General features: G+C 37.5%; 17 protein-coding genes, 1 tRNA gene and 1 pseudogene. 12 read left to right on the top strand and 7 right to left on the bottom strand.

The window, feature by feature from the left end; genetic code table 11:
* Positions 1-93: 93 nt before the first annotated feature.
* The 8 genes and pseudogenes from IQ247_RS24620 (at position 94) to IQ247_RS24590 (ending at position 3,490) form a co-directional block, all read left to right on the top strand.
* Positions 94-167 (top strand) — tRNA-Val (locus tag IQ247_RS24620).
* A 152-nt stretch (positions 168-319) separates the two neighbouring features.
* Positions 320-445 (top strand): hypothetical protein, encoded by a 126-nt coding sequence (locus IQ247_RS33240; RefSeq protein ID WP_265579708.1) that lies wholly within the window; start codon positions 320-322, stop codon positions 443-445.
* An 81-nt stretch (positions 446-526) separates the two neighbouring features.
* Positions 527-781, top strand: coding sequence for a type II toxin-antitoxin system Phd/YefM family antitoxin (locus IQ247_RS24615; protein WP_193923998.1), 255 nt, complete (start codon positions 527-529; stop codon positions 779-781).
* Positions 774-1,034: a Txe/YoeB family addiction module toxin gene (locus IQ247_RS24610; RefSeq protein ID WP_096611466.1), complete on the top strand. Its 261-nt coding sequence runs from the start codon at positions 774-776 to the stop codon at positions 1,032-1,034. Before IQ247_RS24615 ends, IQ247_RS24610 begins: the two co-directional genes overlap by 8 nt.
* Positions 1,035-1,199: 165 nt before the next feature.
* Positions 1,200-1,478, top strand: coding sequence for a UPF0175 family protein (locus tag IQ247_RS24605; protein WP_193923997.1), 279 nt, complete (start codon positions 1,200-1,202; stop codon positions 1,476-1,478).
* Positions 1,475-1,960: pseudogene (locus IQ247_RS33790) on the top strand (PIN domain-containing protein). The gene IQ247_RS24605 and the pseudogene IQ247_RS33790 overlap by 4 nt, the downstream one beginning before the upstream one ends.
* 12 nt (positions 1,961-1,972) lie before the next feature.
* The gene (locus IQ247_RS24595; RefSeq protein WP_193923996.1) at positions 1,973-2,140 is read left to right on the top strand and encodes a hypothetical protein; all 168 of its coding nucleotides are present in this window, start codon (positions 1,973-1,975) and stop codon (positions 2,138-2,140) included.
* An 870-nt stretch (positions 2,141-3,010) separates the two neighbouring features.
* A complete protein-coding gene (locus IQ247_RS24590; protein WP_193923994.1) occupies positions 3,011-3,490 on the top strand; it encodes a BON domain-containing protein in 480 nt (159 codons plus the stop codon).
* 445 nt (positions 3,491-3,935) lie between these two features.
* On the opposite strand, the gene IQ247_RS24585 is transcribed toward IQ247_RS24590, so the two are convergent.
* The 5 genes from IQ247_RS24585 to IQ247_RS24565 all read right to left on the bottom strand — a co-directional run bounded on the left by IQ247_RS24585 (position 3,936) and on the right by IQ247_RS24565 (position 10,284).
* The gene (locus IQ247_RS24585; protein ID WP_193923993.1) at positions 3,936-4,106 is read right to left on the bottom strand and encodes a hypothetical protein; all 171 of its coding nucleotides are present in this window, start codon (positions 4,104-4,106) and stop codon (positions 3,936-3,938) included.
* A gap of 361 nt (positions 4,107-4,467) precedes the next feature.
* Complete coding sequence (bioF, locus tag IQ247_RS24580; RefSeq protein ID WP_193923991.1) at positions 4,468-5,643, bottom strand: 8-amino-7-oxononanoate synthase; 1,176 nt, start codon at positions 5,641-5,643, stop codon at positions 4,468-4,470.
* Positions 5,644-5,920: 277 nt separating this feature from the next.
* On the bottom strand, positions 5,921-6,562 hold the full coding sequence (gene ruvA, locus IQ247_RS24575) for a Holliday junction branch migration protein RuvA (RefSeq protein ID WP_193923989.1): 642 nt from the start codon (positions 6,560-6,562) through the stop codon (positions 5,921-5,923).
* The gene (locus tag IQ247_RS24570) at positions 6,559-7,305 is read right to left on the bottom strand and encodes a sucrose-phosphate phosphatase (protein ID WP_193923987.1); all 747 of its coding nucleotides are present in this window, start codon (positions 7,303-7,305) and stop codon (positions 6,559-6,561) included. Before IQ247_RS24570 ends, ruvA begins: the two co-directional genes overlap by 4 nt.
* A 693-nt stretch (positions 7,306-7,998) precedes the next feature.
* A complete protein-coding gene (locus IQ247_RS24565) occupies positions 7,999-10,284 on the bottom strand; it encodes a CHASE2 domain-containing protein (RefSeq protein ID WP_193923985.1) in 2,286 nt (761 codons plus the stop codon).
* A gap of 385 nt (positions 10,285-10,669) precedes the next feature.
* On the opposite strand from IQ247_RS24565, the gene IQ247_RS24560 reads away from it, so the two are divergent.
* The 3 genes from IQ247_RS24560 (at position 10,670) to truB (ending at position 14,820) form a co-directional block, all read left to right on the top strand.
* Entirely contained in the window at positions 10,670-11,587 is a 918-nt protein-coding gene (locus IQ247_RS24560) for a DMT family transporter (protein WP_193923983.1), read from the top strand.
* Positions 11,588-11,956: 369 nt separating this feature from the next.
* The gene (locus tag IQ247_RS24555; protein ID WP_193923982.1) at positions 11,957-13,642 is read left to right on the top strand and encodes an alpha/beta hydrolase; all 1,686 of its coding nucleotides are present in this window, start codon (positions 11,957-11,959) and stop codon (positions 13,640-13,642) included.
* Between the two features lie 296 nt (positions 13,643-13,938).
* Entirely contained in the window at positions 13,939-14,820 is an 882-nt protein-coding gene (truB, locus tag IQ247_RS24550) for a tRNA pseudouridine(55) synthase TruB (RefSeq protein WP_193923981.1), read from the top strand.
* 210 nt (positions 14,821-15,030) lie between these two features.
* Here truB and IQ247_RS24545 read toward each other — a convergent pair whose 3' ends face one another.
* Entirely contained in the window at positions 15,031-17,778 is a 2,748-nt protein-coding gene (locus tag IQ247_RS24545) for an SBBP repeat-containing protein (RefSeq protein ID WP_193923979.1), read from the bottom strand.
* A gap of 524 nt (positions 17,779-18,302) precedes the next feature.
* On the opposite strand from IQ247_RS24545, the gene IQ247_RS24540 reads away from it, so the two are divergent.
* Positions 18,303-20,048, top strand: a complete 1,746-nt coding sequence (locus IQ247_RS24540) for a purple acid phosphatase family protein (RefSeq protein WP_193923978.1) — start codon at positions 18,303-18,305, stop codon at positions 20,046-20,048.
* Positions 20,049-20,587: 539 nt separating this feature from the next.
* On the opposite strand, the gene IQ247_RS24535 is transcribed toward IQ247_RS24540, so the two are convergent.
* On the bottom strand, positions 20,588-21,160 hold the full coding sequence (locus tag IQ247_RS24535; RefSeq protein ID WP_193923976.1) for a hemerythrin HHE cation-binding protein: 573 nt from the start codon (positions 21,158-21,160) through the stop codon (positions 20,588-20,590).
* Positions 21,161-21,303: the final 143 nt, after the last annotated feature.

Genomic DNA, 21,303 nt, shown 5'->3' with positions numbered 1-21,303 from the left:
CCCCCATCCCTTCTCCCTACTCCCTTTCTTACAATAAATTATCCGAGCATCTTGCCATTACGATAGGATATATGCTATATACAATAAAGTTTCGGACGTATAGCTCAGTTGGTTAGAGCGCTACGTTGACATCGTAGAGGTCACTGGTTCGAATCCAGTTACGTCCATTTTTAATCAGTAAAAACTCCTGTCCGCTTTCGGTGGGCAGTTTTGTCACTTGCGACATTATTTGACCGCGTTAACAGATTAATGCCATTTAAGTTGATTGGGATATAAATATATATCTAAATCAATCACCAATAAAGTCGAGCTTAGAAAAATGAATATGTTTTTGCATGGGGTGGATAGTGTACGGATTGAATGGGGTGAAGATGCTCAGGTATGGGTGTCTAGAACTCGGCATGAAGGAGATGAGCATCGGGAAAGTTTTCTACCCAGAGAGTGACTTACTCTAAGACAGGTGTTGATGGCACAATATTGAAGAAAGAACTACACTTCTACAATAAACAATACAGGTTTTCAGCAGATGAAAATTATCTCTTTTAGCGAGGCAAACAATAGCCTAAAAACGGTTTTAGATCAGGTGACGGAAGATGCTGACTATACAATTATTACCAGAGGGGATGCGGATGATGCGGTGGTGATGTCGTTGGAGTTATTTAATAGTTTAATGGAGACTGTGCATTTATTGAAGTCTCCCGCAAATGCAGCCCATTTAGAGCGTTCTATTGCTCAATTTAAACAGGGGAAAGTGATGGAGCGAGATTTGCTAGATGACTAGAATGTTGGCATGGACTGATGAGGCTTGGGCTAATTATATTTACTGGCAAGGGCAAGATAAAAAGACTCTCAAAAGAATTAATAAACTGATTGAGGAGACGATGCGGATGCCCTTTGAAGGTATTGGTAAGCCAGAGCCTCTAAAGGAAAATTTAGCCGGATTTTGGTCACGGCGAATTGATGATACAAATCGGTTAGTTTATGCTGTTGATGATGTTTATTTAACTATTATTTCTTGCCGATATCATTATTAATTCTACAACAAATCGCACTATTACTATTAGGATTATGATTATAAAAAAAATGGGTGGGGATTTGCAGAAGCTTGGTTATGGGGAATGAGAACTAGTTAGAGAAACATCTAGCTGAGGTCGTATTATCTCACAAATTACCGCTATCACTTAAAATTTTCTGAAATTATGACTAAAGTAGAATTTACCATTCCCGTTCATTCTGTTAACAGTACCATCCGAAAAGAAGCAGAAACTAAAGCCAAAGAAGCGTATGTGATGACTCTACTTAAATATGGAGAAATTAGCAGTGGTAAGGCTAGTCAATTACTAGGAATTTCTCGATTAGACGTAATAAACCTAATGTCTAAATATGAGATATCTTTATTTGACGATAGTATGACTTTGGACGAATTTCAGCAAGAGATTAATCAGGCAAAAATGAAATTACAAGGCAATAATTTATGATTGTTGTCTCAGATACAACCCCATTAAGTGAACTTTCTAAAGTTGCTAAATTAGACTTGCTTCAAGCTGTTTTTGGTAGAGTAATAATTCCTCAACAAGTCTATGAAGAATTAACAACGGGGAATCATCCCGCAGTTTTAGCTGTAAAATCAGCCTTATGGCTAGAAGTTCGTTCTATAAGTAATAACCAACTCATTGAACAACTACAATTAGAAACAGACTTAGATTTAGGAGAATGTTAGGCAATTATTTTGGCAGAAGAATTAAAAGCAGATCAACTTTTAATTGATGAAAAAGCTGGGAGAAAAGTTGCTATTAGTAGAGGCTTGCCAATTATTGGTTTAGTTGGAGTGATTATCTTAGCAAAAGAGCAAGGATTGATTGATAATGTCAAAGATATTTTAGATGATTTAATGAGTAAAGGAACAAGAATAAGCCCAAAGATTTATGATTATGCTCTAATTACAGCAAGAGAAATTTAAAACAATCTGACAATGAACCTATCCCCAAGTGACTGGCTAGAAAATATCATCTCCCAACTTCCAGCCCTTACTCTTCTGCAAAACATGGGCTATGAATATCTCACACCACAGTCAGCCCTAGCCAAACGTATGCTGGGTTTGTCGTTGGGCTCGGTTGCCCTCCGGATTCCTGGTGGATGAGGCGAAGACAGCGCTACTGCGATCGCAAAACTCTTGGCATTGAAATAAGCCTACTGTGTGTCACGCACCAACCACCGATTGTACTCAGGCTATTCCTGATTATTTATAAAATTCTTCAATAGGAACTTAATGTAACAGAAGTTGGTCTGGTAAAACAACTTTTAAAAATTTTGCCTTGATATTTTTTATTCTCAAAAAAAAACGCAAGTGTCAAGAGTGTAAAGAGTGAAATATTAATCTTTTTTTCTACGTTAGCATTCACAAATAACTAAATTTCAACAAATAATTATCTGCTTATCGCCATTAAAGTAGAATCGTAGTTGTTAATTATTAATCAATCATGCAATTCTTTATTAAATATTGATATATACCTAGATGATTTTTGACGATAAAATAGTCATTAACGCGCAAACCAGAGCAAGAAAAAATGCAGTGATTTACTTCAGTATAAAGATAGAGAATTTGCTGTATTAAGCTTGTATAGATGCTTCGCGGTTTTATTCTCAATTAGAATTATCAAGTTAATAAAAACTTTGAAAAAATGTGGCTAAATTTCACAAATTTGTTAACATCAAATAGCTGCTGTCCGGCGGCATTGCATAAATGCATTTAAACGCTCTTAACAACCTTGGTTAAGTAGATAAAATGCCAATCAGTATGGGATGTCGCGATTATTAGTGGTTAAAAATTGAAAGTTAAAGAAAAAGCTTCGAGAAGAAGTTGTAAAACTCTTTACTTTCCACTCCAGCTAGTATCTATGATGGTACTTGCGAATTTTTCTGTTCGATTGTTTTTTAAACATTCGCTCCTCAACACAACACACTGATTTATTTATTTAGTTGCTTCATCTGGCTCTAATAGGAGATTCAAATGAAAAAGTTTATTCCTTTTCTAATCGGCGGTATTTTATTAACAGGTGCAGTTGGTTGTGGTGAAGAAGCCGCTAAGACTGATTCAGAAAATCCCAGCGCTACAAATGGGGTTGTACAACCCGCAGCAAGAGAAGCTAGCGAAACACAAGGTTTAAATCAACCTGGAGAGGTTGCTGGTGGAGAAACTACAGCTGTAGATCCAACTGGTGCTGCTAACCTAGAAAGTCCGCAAGAAAGCGATTTATCAAAAGAAGTTAGTAAAAAACTCAAAGAAAACTTACCAACTAGCGAATTAGAAGTAAAAGAAGCTGAAGGGGTTGTTAGCGTTGGTGGTACAGTTTCTTCTCAAGAAGAACTCCAGCAAATTGAACCTTTGACTAAGGGTGTTAAAGGTGTTAAAGGAGTGAATGTAGAAGCTAATGTTACAGATGCTAGTGAAGGTGCAAATCCAGCAGAAGGTACCACTAATCCTCAGTGAACAGTGGACAGTTGATATGCTCCCTATCTGAATGAACACCATACACTACTCCGGGGACTGATAGCTGATAACTTTAATTAAGGGAGATATACGGGACTTACAGTTAGTTAAGTCCTGTTTTTTTGTGTGTTGAATTATTAAATGTTTTCGTGAATAGAGCAGCCAATCTTTATTTTTAAAATGCTTTAATATAAGAAAATAAAATCATGATCGAGAGAGGCGATCGCAATAAAACTGCATTTGGTGGTATTCCGAGAACCATTAGATGGAGATTATGCGGTTAAATTTACACTCACCACTGGAACGGTTCAACCCTTAGCATTCAATGATGTTTCTGTTTGTGTAGATCGAATTATCAATTGATAATATTAAGGCAATAGGGAACAGTTAACAGTAATAGTAATAAAAACCCGACTTATTCATTGAAAAGTGATTAAAATATTTTTCAAATCATAGAGACAATAGAAATACATCCCACATTCGTGGTCAAGTTTTTATTTTCAAAAATAAACTCGCTATAGTCAGCTAAATCGTCGATTCCAATCAAATTCAGGACAATTTCAGTTGCTAACCAAAAGCATATTTTTACTAATAATTTTTGCCAACGTATATTCATAATTCCCTCTCTTGATTCATATTAGAGAAGATGTTTTTTAAAACCTTACTTATGTACTAGTGTCAAAATAAGATTGTTATGCAGTTGTAAAATAGACATCTGCAAAAATTAAAAAATTAATTATGTATTGAGTTATATTTTTATGCAGATGTTGTAATAAGCAATAACACCTAACAGTACTATGTCTGGGACATTATTTAATGTGAGTTCGATGTTGTCGGCTGCTTCTATTGCTGCTTAAATCAGAAGGAAGCTGTAAAACCTTGATTTTTACTGGGATTAGAAGTCGGGTTTTTATAACTATTGCCTATTACTACAGACATTTATCCTAAAAACCCGACTTCTGTGATAGTCGTCGAATTCACTTTATTGAATTAAAATTATTTAATACTTCTACTAATTTCTCAATATGACTTGCTTGGTGAGTTGCCATCAATGAAATACGAATCCGACTAGTGGGAACTGTCGGGGGACGAATTGCTGGAGCGAAAATTCCCGATGTTTTAAGATAATTGCCGATTTTTAATGCTTCTGCTGCACTTGCTACTTCAAAACAAATAATTGCTGATTCTGATGGGAATATTTTTAAATTTGGTAGATATTGCTGTATTAAGCTTTTCAAATAATCAACATTTTCCCACAATTGACGACGACGAGTAGATTCTTCTTTAACAATTTTGATTGCTGATAAAGCCGCAGCCGTATCACCGGGTGATAATGCAGTACTATAAATCCAAGTGGGAGCGCGATTTCGTAAAAAGTCAATTAAATTTTTACTTCCTGCAATATAACCACCCAAACTACCCAAAGCTTTACTTAAAGTACCAACTTGAATTAACTCCCTATTCGTACAATCAAAATGTTCCACACAACCAGCACCAGTTTTTCCTAATACTCCAGTAGCGTGGGCTTCATCGACTAATAACATACAGCTAAATTCTTCAGCAATATCTAATAGTAGGGGTAAAGGACACAAATCCCCATCCATACTAAAAACACTATCAGTAATTATCAAACAACGGCGATAACTTTGGCGAACTTCTTGCAACTTACTTTTTAAAACCGTAACATCGCCATGGGGATACTCAATAACCCCAGCACCACTGAGAATTGCCCCATTTTTCAAACTTGAATGATTGTACTCATCAGATAAAATTAAATCCCGTTTACCAACTACAGCAGTAATTGCACCCAAATTTGCTAAATATCCCGAACTGAAAACCAAAGCATCCTCTGTTTTTTTCAGTGATGCGATCGCCATTTCTAATTCACCGTGTAATTCTCTATGACCGCTGAGTAATCTAGAACCAGTACTACCAGTCCCAAAATGTTGAATAGCAGTAGTTGCAGCCTGAATTAAACGCTCATCCCCAGCCAAACCGAGATAATCATTACTGGCAAAATTGATTACCTCGCATCCTTGTAAAATCACAGTAGCACCAGCACCACCGTGGATAGATTGTACCGAGCGGTACCAATCAGCGCGGTGAATAGTTGCCAAAGATTGCTCTAGCCAAGCATAACAGTGATCAGTCATCAGTTATCAGTTATCAGTTATTAGTTATCAATTATCAGTTACTAGTAGGACTTACGCAAAGGTAACGTAACTGCGTCATTACGAGCGATGAACCGCACCCTTCGGGTGATAGCGACGTAATCGCCAGAATCCTGCGTTCGCGTAGCGTGTCCGAAGGACATATGCTTCCCTACACTCCGTTTTGGTCGCAATGACAATTTCAGTTTGCGTAAGTCCTGACTAGTTGGCAATTATAATTATTATTCATTGTTAACTGCTCACTGTTCACTGCTCACTGTTAACTGTTAACTGATTCAGTGCTGCTGAGATGTGCGATTGCTTGTTTAATCCAATCTTCGACAAAAGCGTCTTTGGGTAATCCAATATCTTCGCCGACGACGTGGAGAGCATAGCTGACTTCGTTAGCAGTGTAACCTAAAGCGAGTAAAGTCATTTGCACTTCTTCGAGAATTCCTGGTGCGGGGCCACCTGTAGCCACGAAGAAACCGGCATTTTTCCGCCAATCGATCAATTTGTTTTTCAATTCTAAACAAATGCGTTCGGCGGTTTTCTTGCCTACACCGGGAGCTTGAATTAATAATTGTACGTTAGCAGCGATAATCGACTGGACTAACTCTGGTAATTCCAAAGTATCGAGCAAAGCGATTGCTAAAGCACTACCAATTCCACTCACACCAATTAAAAAGCGAAATAAATCCCGTTCTGCTGGAGTGCTAAATCCGTAAAGTAACGGTACCTCTTCCCGGATTTGGTAATGGGTAAAGATTTGCACTTCACCCCCAGATTCCGGTAATTGCTGAGCCAATTTTGCAGGAATTTGTAAATCGTAGCCGATACCGTTCACCTCTAAGGTGAGAATATGACGATTAGCGCTATTTTTCTGGATAGCAGCGACGATTCCTTTGAGATAACTAATCATAAGAAACCAAAGTATTTTAAACCTTCAATAATTCCACCTGCACATACATTTTTCGCCAGGTAACGGTAGTCAGCAGGATTTTCATCATGCCATTGGAGTAATTCGGGACGAGCGTTTCCCACAAGGATACCTCGTTCTTTTCCAACTGCAAATAAAGCAATATCATTACCCGAATCTCCACAAGCTACTGTTCTTTCTGCTACAAAGTTCCACTTTTGGCGGAGAAATTGCATTGCCTGACCTTTATCGCTGTTACTGGGTACAATGTCAAGGTCAATACCACTGCTGTAGATTAATTTGACATCTAAACCACTGGTTTTCAACATAGATTCCAGTTGTGGTAAAACCCTTGTTGCTACAGGTTGTTCAAGGAAAAAACTCACCTTGAATTCACCTTGTTCTGTATCTGGTTGTGGTTGTAACTCCGAGAAATTAGCAGTTTTAGATAATACCACTTCTCGGTTCCATCTTTGAGAAAGTTTTTCTGCCCAGCTAGAATCGGGGGTATCGCTTTTGTCTAAATAGATTTCCGTTCCTACGGATAAGACTAAAGCATCCGGTTCCATCAAATTTCTTTCATTTTTAAGTTCTTGATATAAAACTGGCGATCGCCCTGTAGCATATACAATTTTAGTGCCATGTTCTTGGCGATGTTGGCTTAATAGTTGTGATAATTCTTTAAGCGCATGATCATCACCGACAAAAGTATTATCTAAGTCCGTTACGAAGAGAAATCTAGCCACGTTTCTATCGTCCCTTGGTTTACAGCTTTATCATCTGCATAGTTTATGCTGTTTTGGACATTAGATGTAACATAAAATTTAAGATTTTTGGTTGGGAATTGGTAATTGGGAAAAGATAAGAAGTCTGGTTTTTAGGATAAATGTCTGTAGTCACAGGTAATCGTGATAAAAACCCGACTTCTGTGCTAGTAGTTCACCACATTAATTTTGAGGAGTTAAAATACCTCTTCGTAGGTTGGGTTAAGCGTTGGCGAAGCCTGTCCGACAGGACATAGCGCAACCCAACGCGGGTGCCGAGGCTCCACTACGTTAAGCCCAACCTACAATATTACATTGATTACCCCTCATAAGTTATGAGGGGTAACGCGTTCGTAGTGCGTTGGCGTAGCCTGCCCCGAAGGGGGATACGTCCCGCTCGCTCGAAGCCATCAGCGAGCAAGATGCTCGCACTACGAATTAGGAATTTATTACCCCCCCCAAAACTAATGAAAAGGACTACTAGTAGTCGAATTCACGTTTATTTAGGTGGGTTAGAAAAAAACTGATTATTATTAATGATTTCAAGCTCCCGGTTTGACTAGTTGGGGTATTAATTAGGGCTTGTTGAATAAATAAATATAATAAATAGGACTTACGCAATATCTGACTCAAAAAGTTATTCTCTACTCCCTATTCCCTATTACCCATTCCCTATTACCTATTACCTATTACCTGTATTAATTTAATCGCTTCTAAGGCTTCTACGGCGGATTTGTAACGTTCGGAAGCATGATAGCTTACCATTTTATCCAAGATTGCTGCCAGTTTATCGCTGACTTGCGCCCATTCACGCCATTCTGGGCTACCTGTATCGGAGTGCGATCGCAGTTCATGGGGATTTAATCCAGTTAATGCCTGTATGGCAATCATCCCTAGGGCATAAATATCACTGCTGAGACGGGGGTGTCCCGCAAATTGTTCTGGTGGTGTATAACCTCGTGTACCAATAGCGACAGTAGCTAGTTCCGTTTGTTCTTTTGATTGTGGTTGCATTAATTTCACGGCACCAAAATCAATCAGTACTAAGCGATTATCTTGACTACATCTAATAATATTTCCCGGTTTAATATCGCGATGAATTACTTGACGCTGGTGAATAAATGCAAGAATTTCTAATAGTTCTGTGAGCATATTAATCACATAATTTTCATTTTTTATATCTTGATGAGGAGGTAATTCGTCACTCAAAGGATGTCCGGGAATAAATTGCTGTACTAAATAAAATTCTTGTTCTTCTTCAAAAAATGCGTATAATTCTGGTATTTGAGAATGTTTTCCTAATAGTTCGAGAATTTCTGCTTCTGAGTCAAATAATCTTCTGGCAACTTGTAAAAATCGAGTATCTCTTCTAGCTGGCATTAATTGTTTGACTACACAAGTTGGTGAACCGGGACGTTGGGTATCTTTAGCTAAATAAGTACAGCCAAAACCACCTTGAGCAAGAACTCTAGTAATTTTATAACGATTGCTAAGCAAGCAAGAAGAAGCGGTAGAAATAGCAGCGCCAGAGATTACAATTTGTTTTCGAGGTGCGTCTTGAATGCCAGTAGTTTCATTTAAAAGTGTATTTAATTGTTCTATAGCAACTTTTTGTTTTTCAACTTCTAAAATAATAAATTTTGTCTGTAACTGGGTTTGATAACTAGTATAACCAATTACTGCAACACTAGTAAAAACCAAGGCGATAGCGGAAGGTACAACGGGAAGCCAACCAGCTTGTACAATCAATAAATAACAAATCCCCACCAAACTAGTTAGCGTTACACCGGATACTAACAGTAACAAGAAAGGTCGGCGTATATACCATGCCAAAACCCCACCAAATAAAGACCATCCTCCTATCCATAGGATTTCTAACCATTCGGGTAAATACCAGATTATAGGTCTACCATCTAACACAGCACTAATAATTTGACTCGTCATCTGTGCGTGAATAAACAGAGGAGATACTGTTGCAGCTTGGTCTTCGGAGATACTATAAGGAGTAAGTACACCACGGTCAAGACTACGAGCGTTAGTACCAATAATTACTAAACGGTCTTGAATTAAATTAGGATTTACTTTACCTGTTAAAAGCTGGGTTAAAGTAACAGTATGGGCAATATTATGTGGATTACGGTAATTAATTAGAATTTGAGAACCTTTATAATCAAGGTTTATATATCCACCAGAGTTTTTTTTCAAATGAGGAATCGGTACTTGATTTAAAGAAAAGATATTACCAGAAAAACCATGTTCAATACCTTGTTGATCTAAATAATCTACTGCAAGTCTACTAGCAAAAGAATAATTGGTATTACATTTACTATTTGGAAAAGGTGTTTGAAACAATAAACCCCGACGCACAACATTATCATTGTCGGTAACTAAATCATTAAAACCTATATTATCTTCAGAAAAATTGGGTGGTGGAGGTATTTCTGTTGCTGTTTTGTCCATACCTTGAAATACACAACCAACAATAATATTATCTTTGGGTATTCCTGCGGCTAAATTAGTTTGTTGGATATTTTTAATATATAAACTAGTATGTAAACCAATCAAACGCGGTTGATAGGATTGAATTTTGTTTAATAGTTGATTAATTGTTTCATCGGAAAGGGGATTTTTTTGCTGCTGTAAATCTTTATCAGTAACAGTCACCAATAAAATTCGCTTATCAGGTGGTTGTGAGGGACGCAAAAGCATCATTTCGTCATAAGCACGCAACTCCCATCGCTGCAACCATTTTAATTCCCGTGCTAACAATACCAAAACAGTAACAGCCAAACTAGTCACCAAAATTGTTCGCAACCAGTTATTAGGAGTCGAATCTTGAATAGAAATATTGCGGGTGCTATCTACAACTTGAGGAAGTTGTGTGTCATCTCTTACCGACAAAGTACCCGGTTGATTTCTCAAAAATGCTGCACAGAAATTGTGTAAGATTCTCCTAATCACATTAAATATGGTCTCATTCGATTTTGGATTGTGTCCTTCGGACACTCTACGCTAATAGATTGTGGATACATTCGCTTAGCTCAGTACAAGCTTTGGATTACTCCCATATCTGAAACTAAAGGTTTGAAATATTGATAATACGCACTGTTAGATGTATTTTAATATAATTGAGAATGAAAAATGAAGGAAAATATTTAGTTAAGAGTTATACAATTTTATCAAAATCTTGATTTAAGTTTTGAAGTTCGGGAACAGGGAACAGAAAAATTATATTTTTATTATATTTTTATACATATAACTCCTAACTTCTTTCCCCAATTCAAAATCTAAAGCTTGTAGGTTCGCCTCGCAAATGTATCTAAAATCCCAAATCTCAAATTAATAAATGCATCAAACTTCCGGACGTTGGCGTTTAGGGCTAGGATTATCCTTGCTGACGGTTATCTTATGGGGTGTTTTACCGATTTCCTTGTCAATTGTACTACAGGGCTTGGATGTTTATACCTTAACTTGGTTTCGCTTCTTAGTATCTTTTTGTTTACTAGCTGGTTATTTAAAGTTACGGGGGAATTTACCAACTTTTTCGCAATTACGTTCTACTTCCCCAAAGCTGGTATTGATTGCAACTATCTTTCTAGGGATAAACTACATCTTGTTTGTCCAAGGTTTAGCTGTTACCACCCCTGCAAATGCTGAAGTTTTAATCCAGTTAGCACCATTGTTAATGGGTTTGGGAGGTTTGGTAATTTTTAAAGAACGCTATACCTTACCTCAGTGGATTGGTATAAGTATTCTTAGTATCGGCTTTGTTTTATTCTTTCACGAACAATTATCAAATTTGATTACCGCACAATCAACATATCTATTTGGTAGTGGTTTGATTGTACTAGCTGCAATTACTTGGTCTATTTATGCTTTAGCTCAAAAACAGCTTTTGCAAAGTTTATCTTCTGCTCATATTATGATGATTATTTATGGCGGATGTGCTTTATTATTCACACTGGTTGCTAATCCTAAAATCATTTTTACACTGAATTTATTGCAGAGTGGAATGTTGATTTTTTGTGCTTTAAATACTTTAATTGCTTATGGTGCTTTTGCCGAAGCATTAGAACATTGGGAAGCATCGAGAGTCAGTGCTGTATTAGCTTTAGCTCCTGTTGTAACATTATTATCATCTTGGTTTGTATCAGAAGTTTCACCAAATTTAATTCCCACTGAGCATTTTACATTACTAGGAATAGTTGGAGCGGTTTTAGTTGTATGTGGTTCTACGGCAATTGCATTAGGAAAAAGAGAATAAGTTTCAATTTACCAACCGTGGTTTTACTGGTAATAAAAATCCAATTAATCATTACTTAAAAGTTAAACTTTATCTACTGAAGCAGATGTTTCTTTTATCTGCTATCATGTCATGGTGAACATGAAGAAATCAATTCAATCTGTTGAGTAGTAAGTAATTTGACTTACTTATAAACACGGTTGAAAATTAAAATAGCATTCTACCTACCTAGTCTTGCTTAATTGAATCAATAAATAGATTATTCGTAGGGCAACTAATATTTAACTGTTAATTGATAACTGTTAACTGTTAACTGATTCAATTCCATCCAGGGTGTCTGAGCTACCAAATATGTCTAGTTAAAGCACATTTTTTGGCAAAGCACGAGTGATGAACAGCTTGTTTGGTAAATGGACTGACAACGTGAGAAAATCTTGGTTGTTGTTAGTTCTATCTGTGCTGATATCGGTTTTTGGTATCAGTAATTATGCTCGGACTGCGGAGCGAATTTATGCATCTTATTCAGCTTTTCAACGTTCTATTTCTATAACTGCGTTAGAAAAATTTGCCGAAAAGGGCGAACTTACCGAAGATTTGGCAGTGTATGCACAATATTTGAAACCTGAACAAATTACTGAGTTGCGGCAAGTTTTAACAAGTCAGATAAAAGTCCATCCTGTAGCGGTTTCCCAGTTTCTGTATACCTCCCAAGGTGAATTCATGTTACGACGGTTGGGAGAAGTAATTAGAACTAAATCCGGTGAAAATAAGGCGGGATTTCATGCTTTACGTTCAGCTTTAATTTTAGCTGCTGATGAACCTGGAGGTTTAACATTATTAAATATATTGCGCTCGTATCCCAACTCCAGCATTAATATTGATTTAGCGCGAACTTTGCAAATATCGGCAGAATTAGAAAGATTAGTAAATCAAACTAATAAGGCTGTTGCAGCAGTTTCTGCTAAGTCTGATACGGAAGCTGCAATTCAAACATCAGCCAACGTTAATAATCTACCTACATTAAATCGTAGGGGAAAGTTTATCGCTAAAAAGCAAACGCTAAAGTTTTTTGACGTTATTCGCGGAAGATTGTTAACAACTGACATTTATCTTCCGAATATTCGCTCCTCCGTACCTGTAATAGTGATTTCTCACGGTATCGGTACCGACAGCAGCAACTTTCGATATTTAGCCGATTATTTAACTACATACGGGTTTGCTGTAGTTGTTCCCAATCATCCGGGTAGTGACACTAAGCAAATACAATCTTTATTGAATGGAAGCGCTTCTGAAATAGCACAACCGGAAGAATTTATCAATCGTCCAAAAGACGTGAAGTTTATCCTTGATCAATTAGAGAAACTTAACAAAACCGATTCTCCTTTTCAGCAACGTCTAGACTTACAGCAAGTCGGAGTATTCGGACAATCTTTCGGTGGTTATACAGCTTTAGCTTTAGCCGGTGCAAAAATTAATTTAGAGAAAATAGACAAAAATTGCAATCAAGAGACATTAAAAGAAACCTGGAATATGTCTTTACTGCTGCAATGTCGAATCCAGGAACTACAAGTAAAGCAGCCAATTGAGCAATATAATTTATACGATGCAAGAGTTAAAGCTGTAATTGCAGTTAACCCAATTACCAGCAGTATATTTGGCAAAACTGGCTTGAATGAAATCAAAACCCCAGTCATGATGGTAACAAGCAGCGAAGATACCATTGCACCGGCTTTATACGAACAAATTCTACCTTTCTCCTGGATTGCAAATCCGAACAAATATCTAGTACAAATGGAGAGTGCAACTCACTTTTCTACTATTGGAGATGGAAAAGGAGGTTCCGAAGCAGTTGGATTACCCTCGAAATTGATTGGAGACAATCCCAAACAAGCACAGAGTTACATGAAACTTTTGAGTTTACCTTTCTTCCAAACCCATGTATCTAGAAATTCCCAATACAATTATTATCTCACCGCAGCCTACGCCAAAAGCATATCTACAAACTCTATGCATTTAAGTCTGATTCAGAATTTAACTACTACTGAGGTTGTAGGAGTACTTAACAGTCAACAGTGAACAGTTAACAGTGAACAGTGAACAGTTAACAGTGAACAGTTAACAGTGAACAGTTAATCAATAAGTACTCACGCAAAATTAATTGTATATTGTCATTACGAGTGGAGCGTTAGCTTCGCTATACTGCGTAAACGCGCAGCGTGTCGCGAAAGCGACTCAGCGAAACTTGTCAGAGTTGAAAAGAAAGGAAAGCCCTTCAGGTTTTTGCTTGCGTAAACACAAGAAATATTGATAATTTATTAATATTCACTGTTAACTGTTTGCTGATAACTGTTAACTGTTCACTGTTAACTGATTTGTTTGGTTTCTTAAATCTCGATAAACCCTTTGATTGGACTTCTCACGATTGCGTGGCGAAAACGCGCAAACTCTTGCGTATTAAAAAAATCGGACACGCGGGAACTTTAGATCCAGCCGCTACGGGTGTTTTACCAATAGCCATTGGTAAGGCAACTCGGTTGTTACAATTTCTTCCTACTGATAAAGCTTACAAAGCTACGATTCGCTTGGGGATGCAAACTACGACTGATGATTTACAAGGGGAAGTTATTAGTCAAAAGTCTGCATCTGACTTAGATTTAACAGCCGTAAAAACCGCTTTATTGCAGTTTAAAGGTAAAATTGAGCAAATTCCTCCGAATTACAGCGCGATTCAAGTTGATGGAAAACGACTTTACGATTTAGCCCGCAAAGGTGAGAAAATTGCCGCACCAGTACGAAATGTAGAAGTATTTAATATTGATATTTTAGATTGGCGAACGGGTACCTTCCCAGAATTAGATATAAATATAGCCTGCGGTGGAGGAACTTATATTAGGGCGATCGCCCGTGATTTGGGTATGATATTGGAAACGGGGGGAACTCTCGCAGCTTTACAACGTACCGCAAGTAGCGGTTTTAACTTAATCGATAGTGTAAATTTTAATGAGTTGGAAGCAAAGTTAGAAGCCGGAACTTTTCAACCGATGGCTGCTGACGCACCTTTGCAGCATCTTTCCCAAATAACTTTAGGTGAAATAGAAGCGCGGAAATGGTCTCAGGGCCAGAAAATTTGCTTAGACAAGCAGGTATCGGAAGTAGCAAGAGTTTATAATGAAGAAGGGCTATTTTTAGGAATTAGTGAATTCAAAGAGGAATTATTGATTCCGCGAATAGTATTAGAAATTGGAAATAATTAGCAGTTGATTGCATTAATTCTGATAGGTTGTAGAGACGTTATATATAACGTCTCCCGAAATTTCCTGGGAAAACGAACCATTCAAAATTAATCAAACGCACGATCAATACAAAAATAGCATCATCGAATAGTGAAGTGATGATTTCATATTGATGGAGACGTAGCAGTGCTACGTCTCTACAAAAATTTCAGTTGAAGTTAGCAATGCCAATTAAGCAATACTGTCAATCTTGATTACAATATCGTTAAAATCTTTGTCACCACCGTTGGGTAAATCTTCAAAACCGAAAGTGTTGCTATCCAACAACTTAATGTGGTCGAAATTATCGTTATTAGTATTAGCACCCAAGTATGAGAAGTAAACTTCTGCTGTACCGTTGAGGGCTTGAGTTAAATCACCATCAGCAATAATCAGAGGAACTACTATAGAACCAGCGTCAATTTGAACGCTTCCGCTTTCTGTATTGTCATCGCTAGTAGAGAATACAGGAGAAATCAGATTGTTCAAAGCAGCTTGTAGATAACCGCTCTCTCCAACTGCGACACCACCAACACTACCAGTAATATCATCTACTTTGTAGAAATAAACTTGATTATTGAAGTCAGCTTCTCTGCTGATGGTGTAATCTACAGTGACTTTATCAGTAGCGAAACCAGTTAAGTCAATCGCTTCAACTGTAGTTCCATTGATATCTGTTGTGAAGATGGGATTTGGATTGACATCAATGAAAATATCATACTCACCAGTACTAAAACCAGTTCCAGTACCACTACCTTCAACAAAGGGATTGTAGAAATCGTTATTAAAACTGCTAACACCTACATAGTAAGTGTCAGATTTGGAGGCTGTAAAATCAATGAAGGGGTCTGAGCTAAAGAAGCTTTCGTCGGGGGTGGAAAAGTCATCATTAAAAGCGACTTCATTTCCAGCAGAGTCAAACAAGCGCAATACAGGATCGAGGGAAGAACCAAATACTTCAGCATCGATGTCAATCGTAACTCGTTCACCTGCATTGACGAACAACTCAATTAAATCCACATCATCTGATGGAGCCACATTCCCGTTGTCGCCGATGAAACCGATGTCAAAGTAACTACCGATACCATTGATTCCACTATTGATTGCTTCACCAATAGTGTCGTTGGGTTCAAAGATATTGTCAATAGGATTGACATCAATGAAAATATCATACTCACCAGTACTAAAACCAGTTCCAGTACCACTACCTTCAACAAAGGGATTGTAGAAATCGTTATTAAAACTGCTAACACCTACATAGTAAGTGTCAGATTTGGAGGCTGTAAAATCAATGAAGGGGTCTGAGCTAAAGAAGCTTTCGTCGGGGGTGGAAAAGTCATCATTAAAAGCGACTTCATTTCCAGCAGAGTCAAACAAGCGCAATAGAGGATCGAGGGAAGAACCAAATACTTCAGCATCGATGTCAATCGTAACTCGTTCACCTGCATTGACGAACAACTCAATTAAATCCACATCATCTGATGGAGCTACATTCCCGTTGTCGCCGATGAAACCGATGTCAAAGTAACTGCCTATACCATTGATTCCGCTATTGATCGCTTCACCAATAGTGTCGTTGGGTTCGTCAATCGCTTCACCAATAGTATCGTTGGGTTCATCATTAGCTACAGGTGTTTCATTGAAAGCAAGATTAACAACAAAACCATCTGTAAATCCTTGACTGGTAAAAGTAGTGTCACCAAAGGTTGCAGTGTTTTCAAATGCTCCGGTGCCATATATATTTCCTGCATTACTAGCAGCTATATCTAGCAATGAGTAACCTAATTGCTCAGCTTGTAAGATATTACCGTCGGTATCAAGTTTGAGGATAAAGCCATCGTTTTCACTACTGCTGGTAAGGATGGTGTCGCCAAAACTGACTGTATCTTCAAAGCTTCCGGTGACGTAAATTTTGTCTTGCTCATCAACGGTAATACTAGCTCCAGAGTCTAATAACGTACCCCCAAAACTTTGCGCCCACAAGATGTTGCCGCTATTATCAATCTTGGCGACAAAGGCATCGCTTTCACCATTGCTAGTAAGGCTAATATCACCAAAAGTGGCGGTACCTTCAAATTCTCCTGTAACGTAAATATTACTTTCTGAATCCAAGCTAATACTAGTAGCTGTATTAGACAGGGTGCCACCTAAGTTTTGACTCCACTTTACATTTCCAGTAGTATCGAGCTTAGTCACAAAAACATCAGTATCTCCAGAACTCAAGAAAGTCTGATTTCCCAGAGTTACATCACTCAAAAAGGTTCCAATAACATAACTATTACCTACTTTATCAGTAGCAATGTCCGTGCCTGAACTCAATGATGTACTATCAAAATTTTGAGTCCAAACTAAGCTACCACTACTGTCAAGTTTGGATATGAATCCTTCACCGTTAACAGAAGTTGGATCTGTTATGTCAAATATTTCAGTCTCTGTATCAATATCCTTGATTCCTATGACATAAGCATTACCTAAATCATCGCTGCTAACACCAATCCCCAAGTCTACCCCTACTCCTGTATCTTCCAACTGTTCTACCCAGATGACATTACCATTACTATCAAGCTTGGTGACGAAAACATCAGAATCACCCACACTAGTAAGGCTGTTATTGCCAAATTCTACAGTGCCGGAGAAAAATCCTGTAGTGTAAGTGTTGCCAACTTTATCGCTGTCAATACCGAAACCCAAACTAATAGATTCAAACGATGTACTGTTAAAATTCTCTGCCCATAAGAGATTACCCCTATTGTCTAGCTTGGCAACGAAAGCATCATTAAGAATGGTGCTAAGGGTTGTGCTACCAAAGTTTGCATCAAGTTGGAATTGTCCTGTGATGTAGCTGTTACCTGACTCATCAGCGGCAATACCAAAGCCGGAATCAGCAAATATACCACCAAATTGCTGTACCCACTCTACCTTATTAATACTTCCGTTCATAGATTTATATCCTTAATACTTTAGTTTTACAACGGTTAAATATCAGACTGATACAAGCAGCAAATATTAACTTTTAATCTTCTTTAGCCTTCTTTATTTTCTGCTTAGCTCTGTTAAACTCCAATATTTGCTGATTCAAAACTACTTTTACCCTCCGAATACTAAACATCATAGTTAAATCAATGAAAAACACAAGTATTAAATCAGACATTTATGTTTTCTTTATTTTTAGGGTTACACTCCGAAAACCTCCGATTTGATTTGCTTGTGCGATAGGCGTTCACCTTACTGTGCGGCTTAGCCTTGCCCTTCGCGATCGCAAACTTCAAACCAGTCAAACTAAACTCCGAATATCAGAAATTAGGTTTTTAAATAGCGAGTATTGTTTGGTACATATAAAAGAATATTGCAGCGACCTTTAGCGATAAAAAATTAAAAATAATTTTTGTCGTATAGACTACATTTGTCAGAAACAATTATCAGTCGATTGTTTCTACAAAACTATAGATGAATGGAAATTAATCATGTTTAGACGTTTCAGAAATCATCCGATACCATTAGCATCTGTATTTCTATGTGTTTTATGTTTAACTTTAATCTATGGATGCTTACCCGATTCCCAACCAGTGGCTGAAGCTTCAAGACTGCTGACGGAGCCTTTTTTACAATTGCCAACCGAAAATTCTGTCAAAGTTGTGTGGTTTACCGAGTTTCCTGGAGAGAAAAATACCGTTGCTTATGGTGAAAATCTCAAACAAACTACCGACGCTACAACCATTAAATTAAGTCATACCAGAGAAGATCAGCAATCCAAAGTTGGAAATCAAACTAAAGATAAACAAGTGTATCAACAACCAGTTAACCGCGATATTTGGAGACATGAAGCGGAAATTACAGGTTTAACTGCGGGTACAAAAGTCGATTATCAAGTAATTAGTAAACCTGAAAATGGGGGGGATGCAATGAGTAAAGTTTATCAACTGACATCTGCACCTCAACCGGGTAAACCGTTAAAAATTCTGCTAACTTCCGATCATCAGCTTAAACCAATGACAGCGGTAAATTTACAAAAAGTAAAAGAAACAGTCGGCGAGATTGATGCAGTTTTCATGGCTGGGGATTTAGTAAATATACCAGATAGAGCCAGTGAATGGTTTGATGATAATCGCGGTGCAGCGTTTTTCCCGGCTTTACAAGGTCGCGCTAATTATGAGATAGATAGTAATGGAGTCAAAACAGCTTATACTGGCGGTGAAATTATTCAAAATACGCCTATTTTTACCGCCCTCGGTAATCATGAAGTGATGGGAAGAAGAGGTAAAAGCGATAGCTTGGGTGGCGAATATAACGATGCAATTCCCCGTGCAGTAGCTAAAAATTTCTATGGTGAATCATCTTTGTCGGCTAATTCTTTTAATAGTGATACCTATGAAGAAATTTTCAGTTTACCTGAAAGTAAAACTGGGGGAGAAAAGTATTATGCAACAACTTTTGGTGATGTAAGATTAGTGGTACTTTATGCTACGAATATTTGGCGAGTTCCTAGTTTAGAACCGGATGCAAAAGGTAAATATCGCGAAAGAGCAGCTGATTTTAATAATCCAGAAAATTGGGGTTATGGACAGCATCTTTTTGAACCAATTGATAAAGGTAGTCCTCAATATAATTGGTTAGTTGAAGAACTTAATAGTGAGGAATTTAAACAAGCAAAATACAAAATAGTCATGTTACATCATCCGGTTCATTCTTTAGGAGACAATATTGTTCCGGCTTATACAAATCCAGTACAAACCATTGCAAAAGATGATAAAGGTAAAATAACAGCTATTAGTTACGAATATCCTCTTGAAGAAGATTATTTAATTCGGGATGTTGTACCTTTATTAGAAGAAAATAATGTGCAATTAGTATTTTACGGACATTCCCATTTATGGAATCGTTTTCGTAGTGAATCGGGAATAAATTTTTTAGAATCATCAAATGTTGGTAATACTTACGGTGGTTTTTTCGGAGATAAAAAACGTAATATACCCCAAGGATTGAAAGAAAAATATATTGAAGTCGGCGACCCAAATGGTTTAGAACCAATAATACCATCAATTAAACCATTAACTGGTGAAGATGGTAAACCGATACCTTATATTGCCAGTAATGAAATTACTGTATTTAGTATTTTAGATACAGGGAATGGAGAGGTTAGTAGTTATTATTTTGATACTACTAAACCTGGGGATAAAGTAGTTAAGTTTGATGAATTTCAGTTGCAATAATCGTAATTTATTTAGTAATTTCAGTAAATTCGACAAATATAATCAGAAGTCGGGTTTTTAGGTTAAATATCTTTCAGACCAGACAATCATCGTAAAAACCCGACTTCTCACCCCACGAAATGAAGTTTTCCTGAATTTATTGTTTTCGGGATTTAACCAATCGTATTGATTGTAATAGTGATCCATTACATAAGTGATAAGGAGCGGTTATTCAATCCGCCAGGGACTGCAAGTCCCTGTCTAATAGTGAAAGTCCTATAAATAGGACTGAATTAATACCCCGCAAAATTAATGTGGTAAACCAGTAGTGCGAGCTTCTAGCTCGCTGATGGCGGCGGAGCGAGCGGGATATTTGCTATTACCAGGGAGCGAGACGCTCCCACTACCAATAGATAACCCATCAAAATTAATTTAGTTAACTACAAGAAATAACTAAAAAGCAGAGAATTTATACTCTAATTCCCTGCTTTGATCTTAATATCTAAATGAATCTACGTTGAAGAAAAATTAAAGTATAATGCTTGGATTAATTAGATATCTTAACTAGTAAGACCGCTAAATAAACCTTTTGCAGCAGCAATTCCATCTTCAACAGCAGCCCAAACGCTGGTATCAGGTTCTTTACCAACTAATTCGCGAGTACCCAAAGCGTAAATAATCCCTTTTAATTGTTCTTGATGGGCGCGATTTTTGAAATTAACTTTGTTGATGGGGTCAATTGCTTCTTGCCAATCTCCTCCAGCAGCTTGAGCGCACTTGTGTACAAGCATACCAGTCATGACTAACTGATGCTTCATTCCTTCATGCTGCAATGCTTTTTCATAAAGTTGTAATTCGCTACCACCCATCATTTTGTCAACGGTTTGAGTGAAACTCTTTACTTTTTCTTGGGGTTCGGACGAAGTACCAAATTTAGCGATCGCCGCTTCGATAGTTCCCAAGCTTTCTTGGTCATCCTTAAGCATATCTTGGAGACGCTTTGTAATCTCTCCATTGCTGATAGCCGAGATTAACTTCTGTTCGCTAGCAATCATTTGGTTTTGCAGCACTTTCATGTCTGCTAACTTCATCGCGATCGCTTGACGTTGAGTATCAGTAAATGTCGCTGCCATAATGATGTTTTTTCCTAATTAAATTCCTCCTTTAGTGTCACTAACAGAAGAGTCAGCTTCATCCTTCGTTCGATTTAAAAAACAGCATTAAAATGGTTATTTTTTTGTAGTCATGAATACTACTTAAGATAGGAGACAAGGGG

This window comes from Plectonema cf. radiosum LEGE 06105 (genome assembly GCF_015207665.1).
GTDB classification, from domain to species: domain Bacteria; phylum Cyanobacteriota; class Cyanobacteriia; order Cyanobacteriales; family Nostocaceae; genus Rivularia; species Rivularia radiosa_A.
The sequence above is the reverse complement of the archived record's forward strand: the minus strand, read 5'-3'. Positions and strand labels throughout refer to the sequence as shown.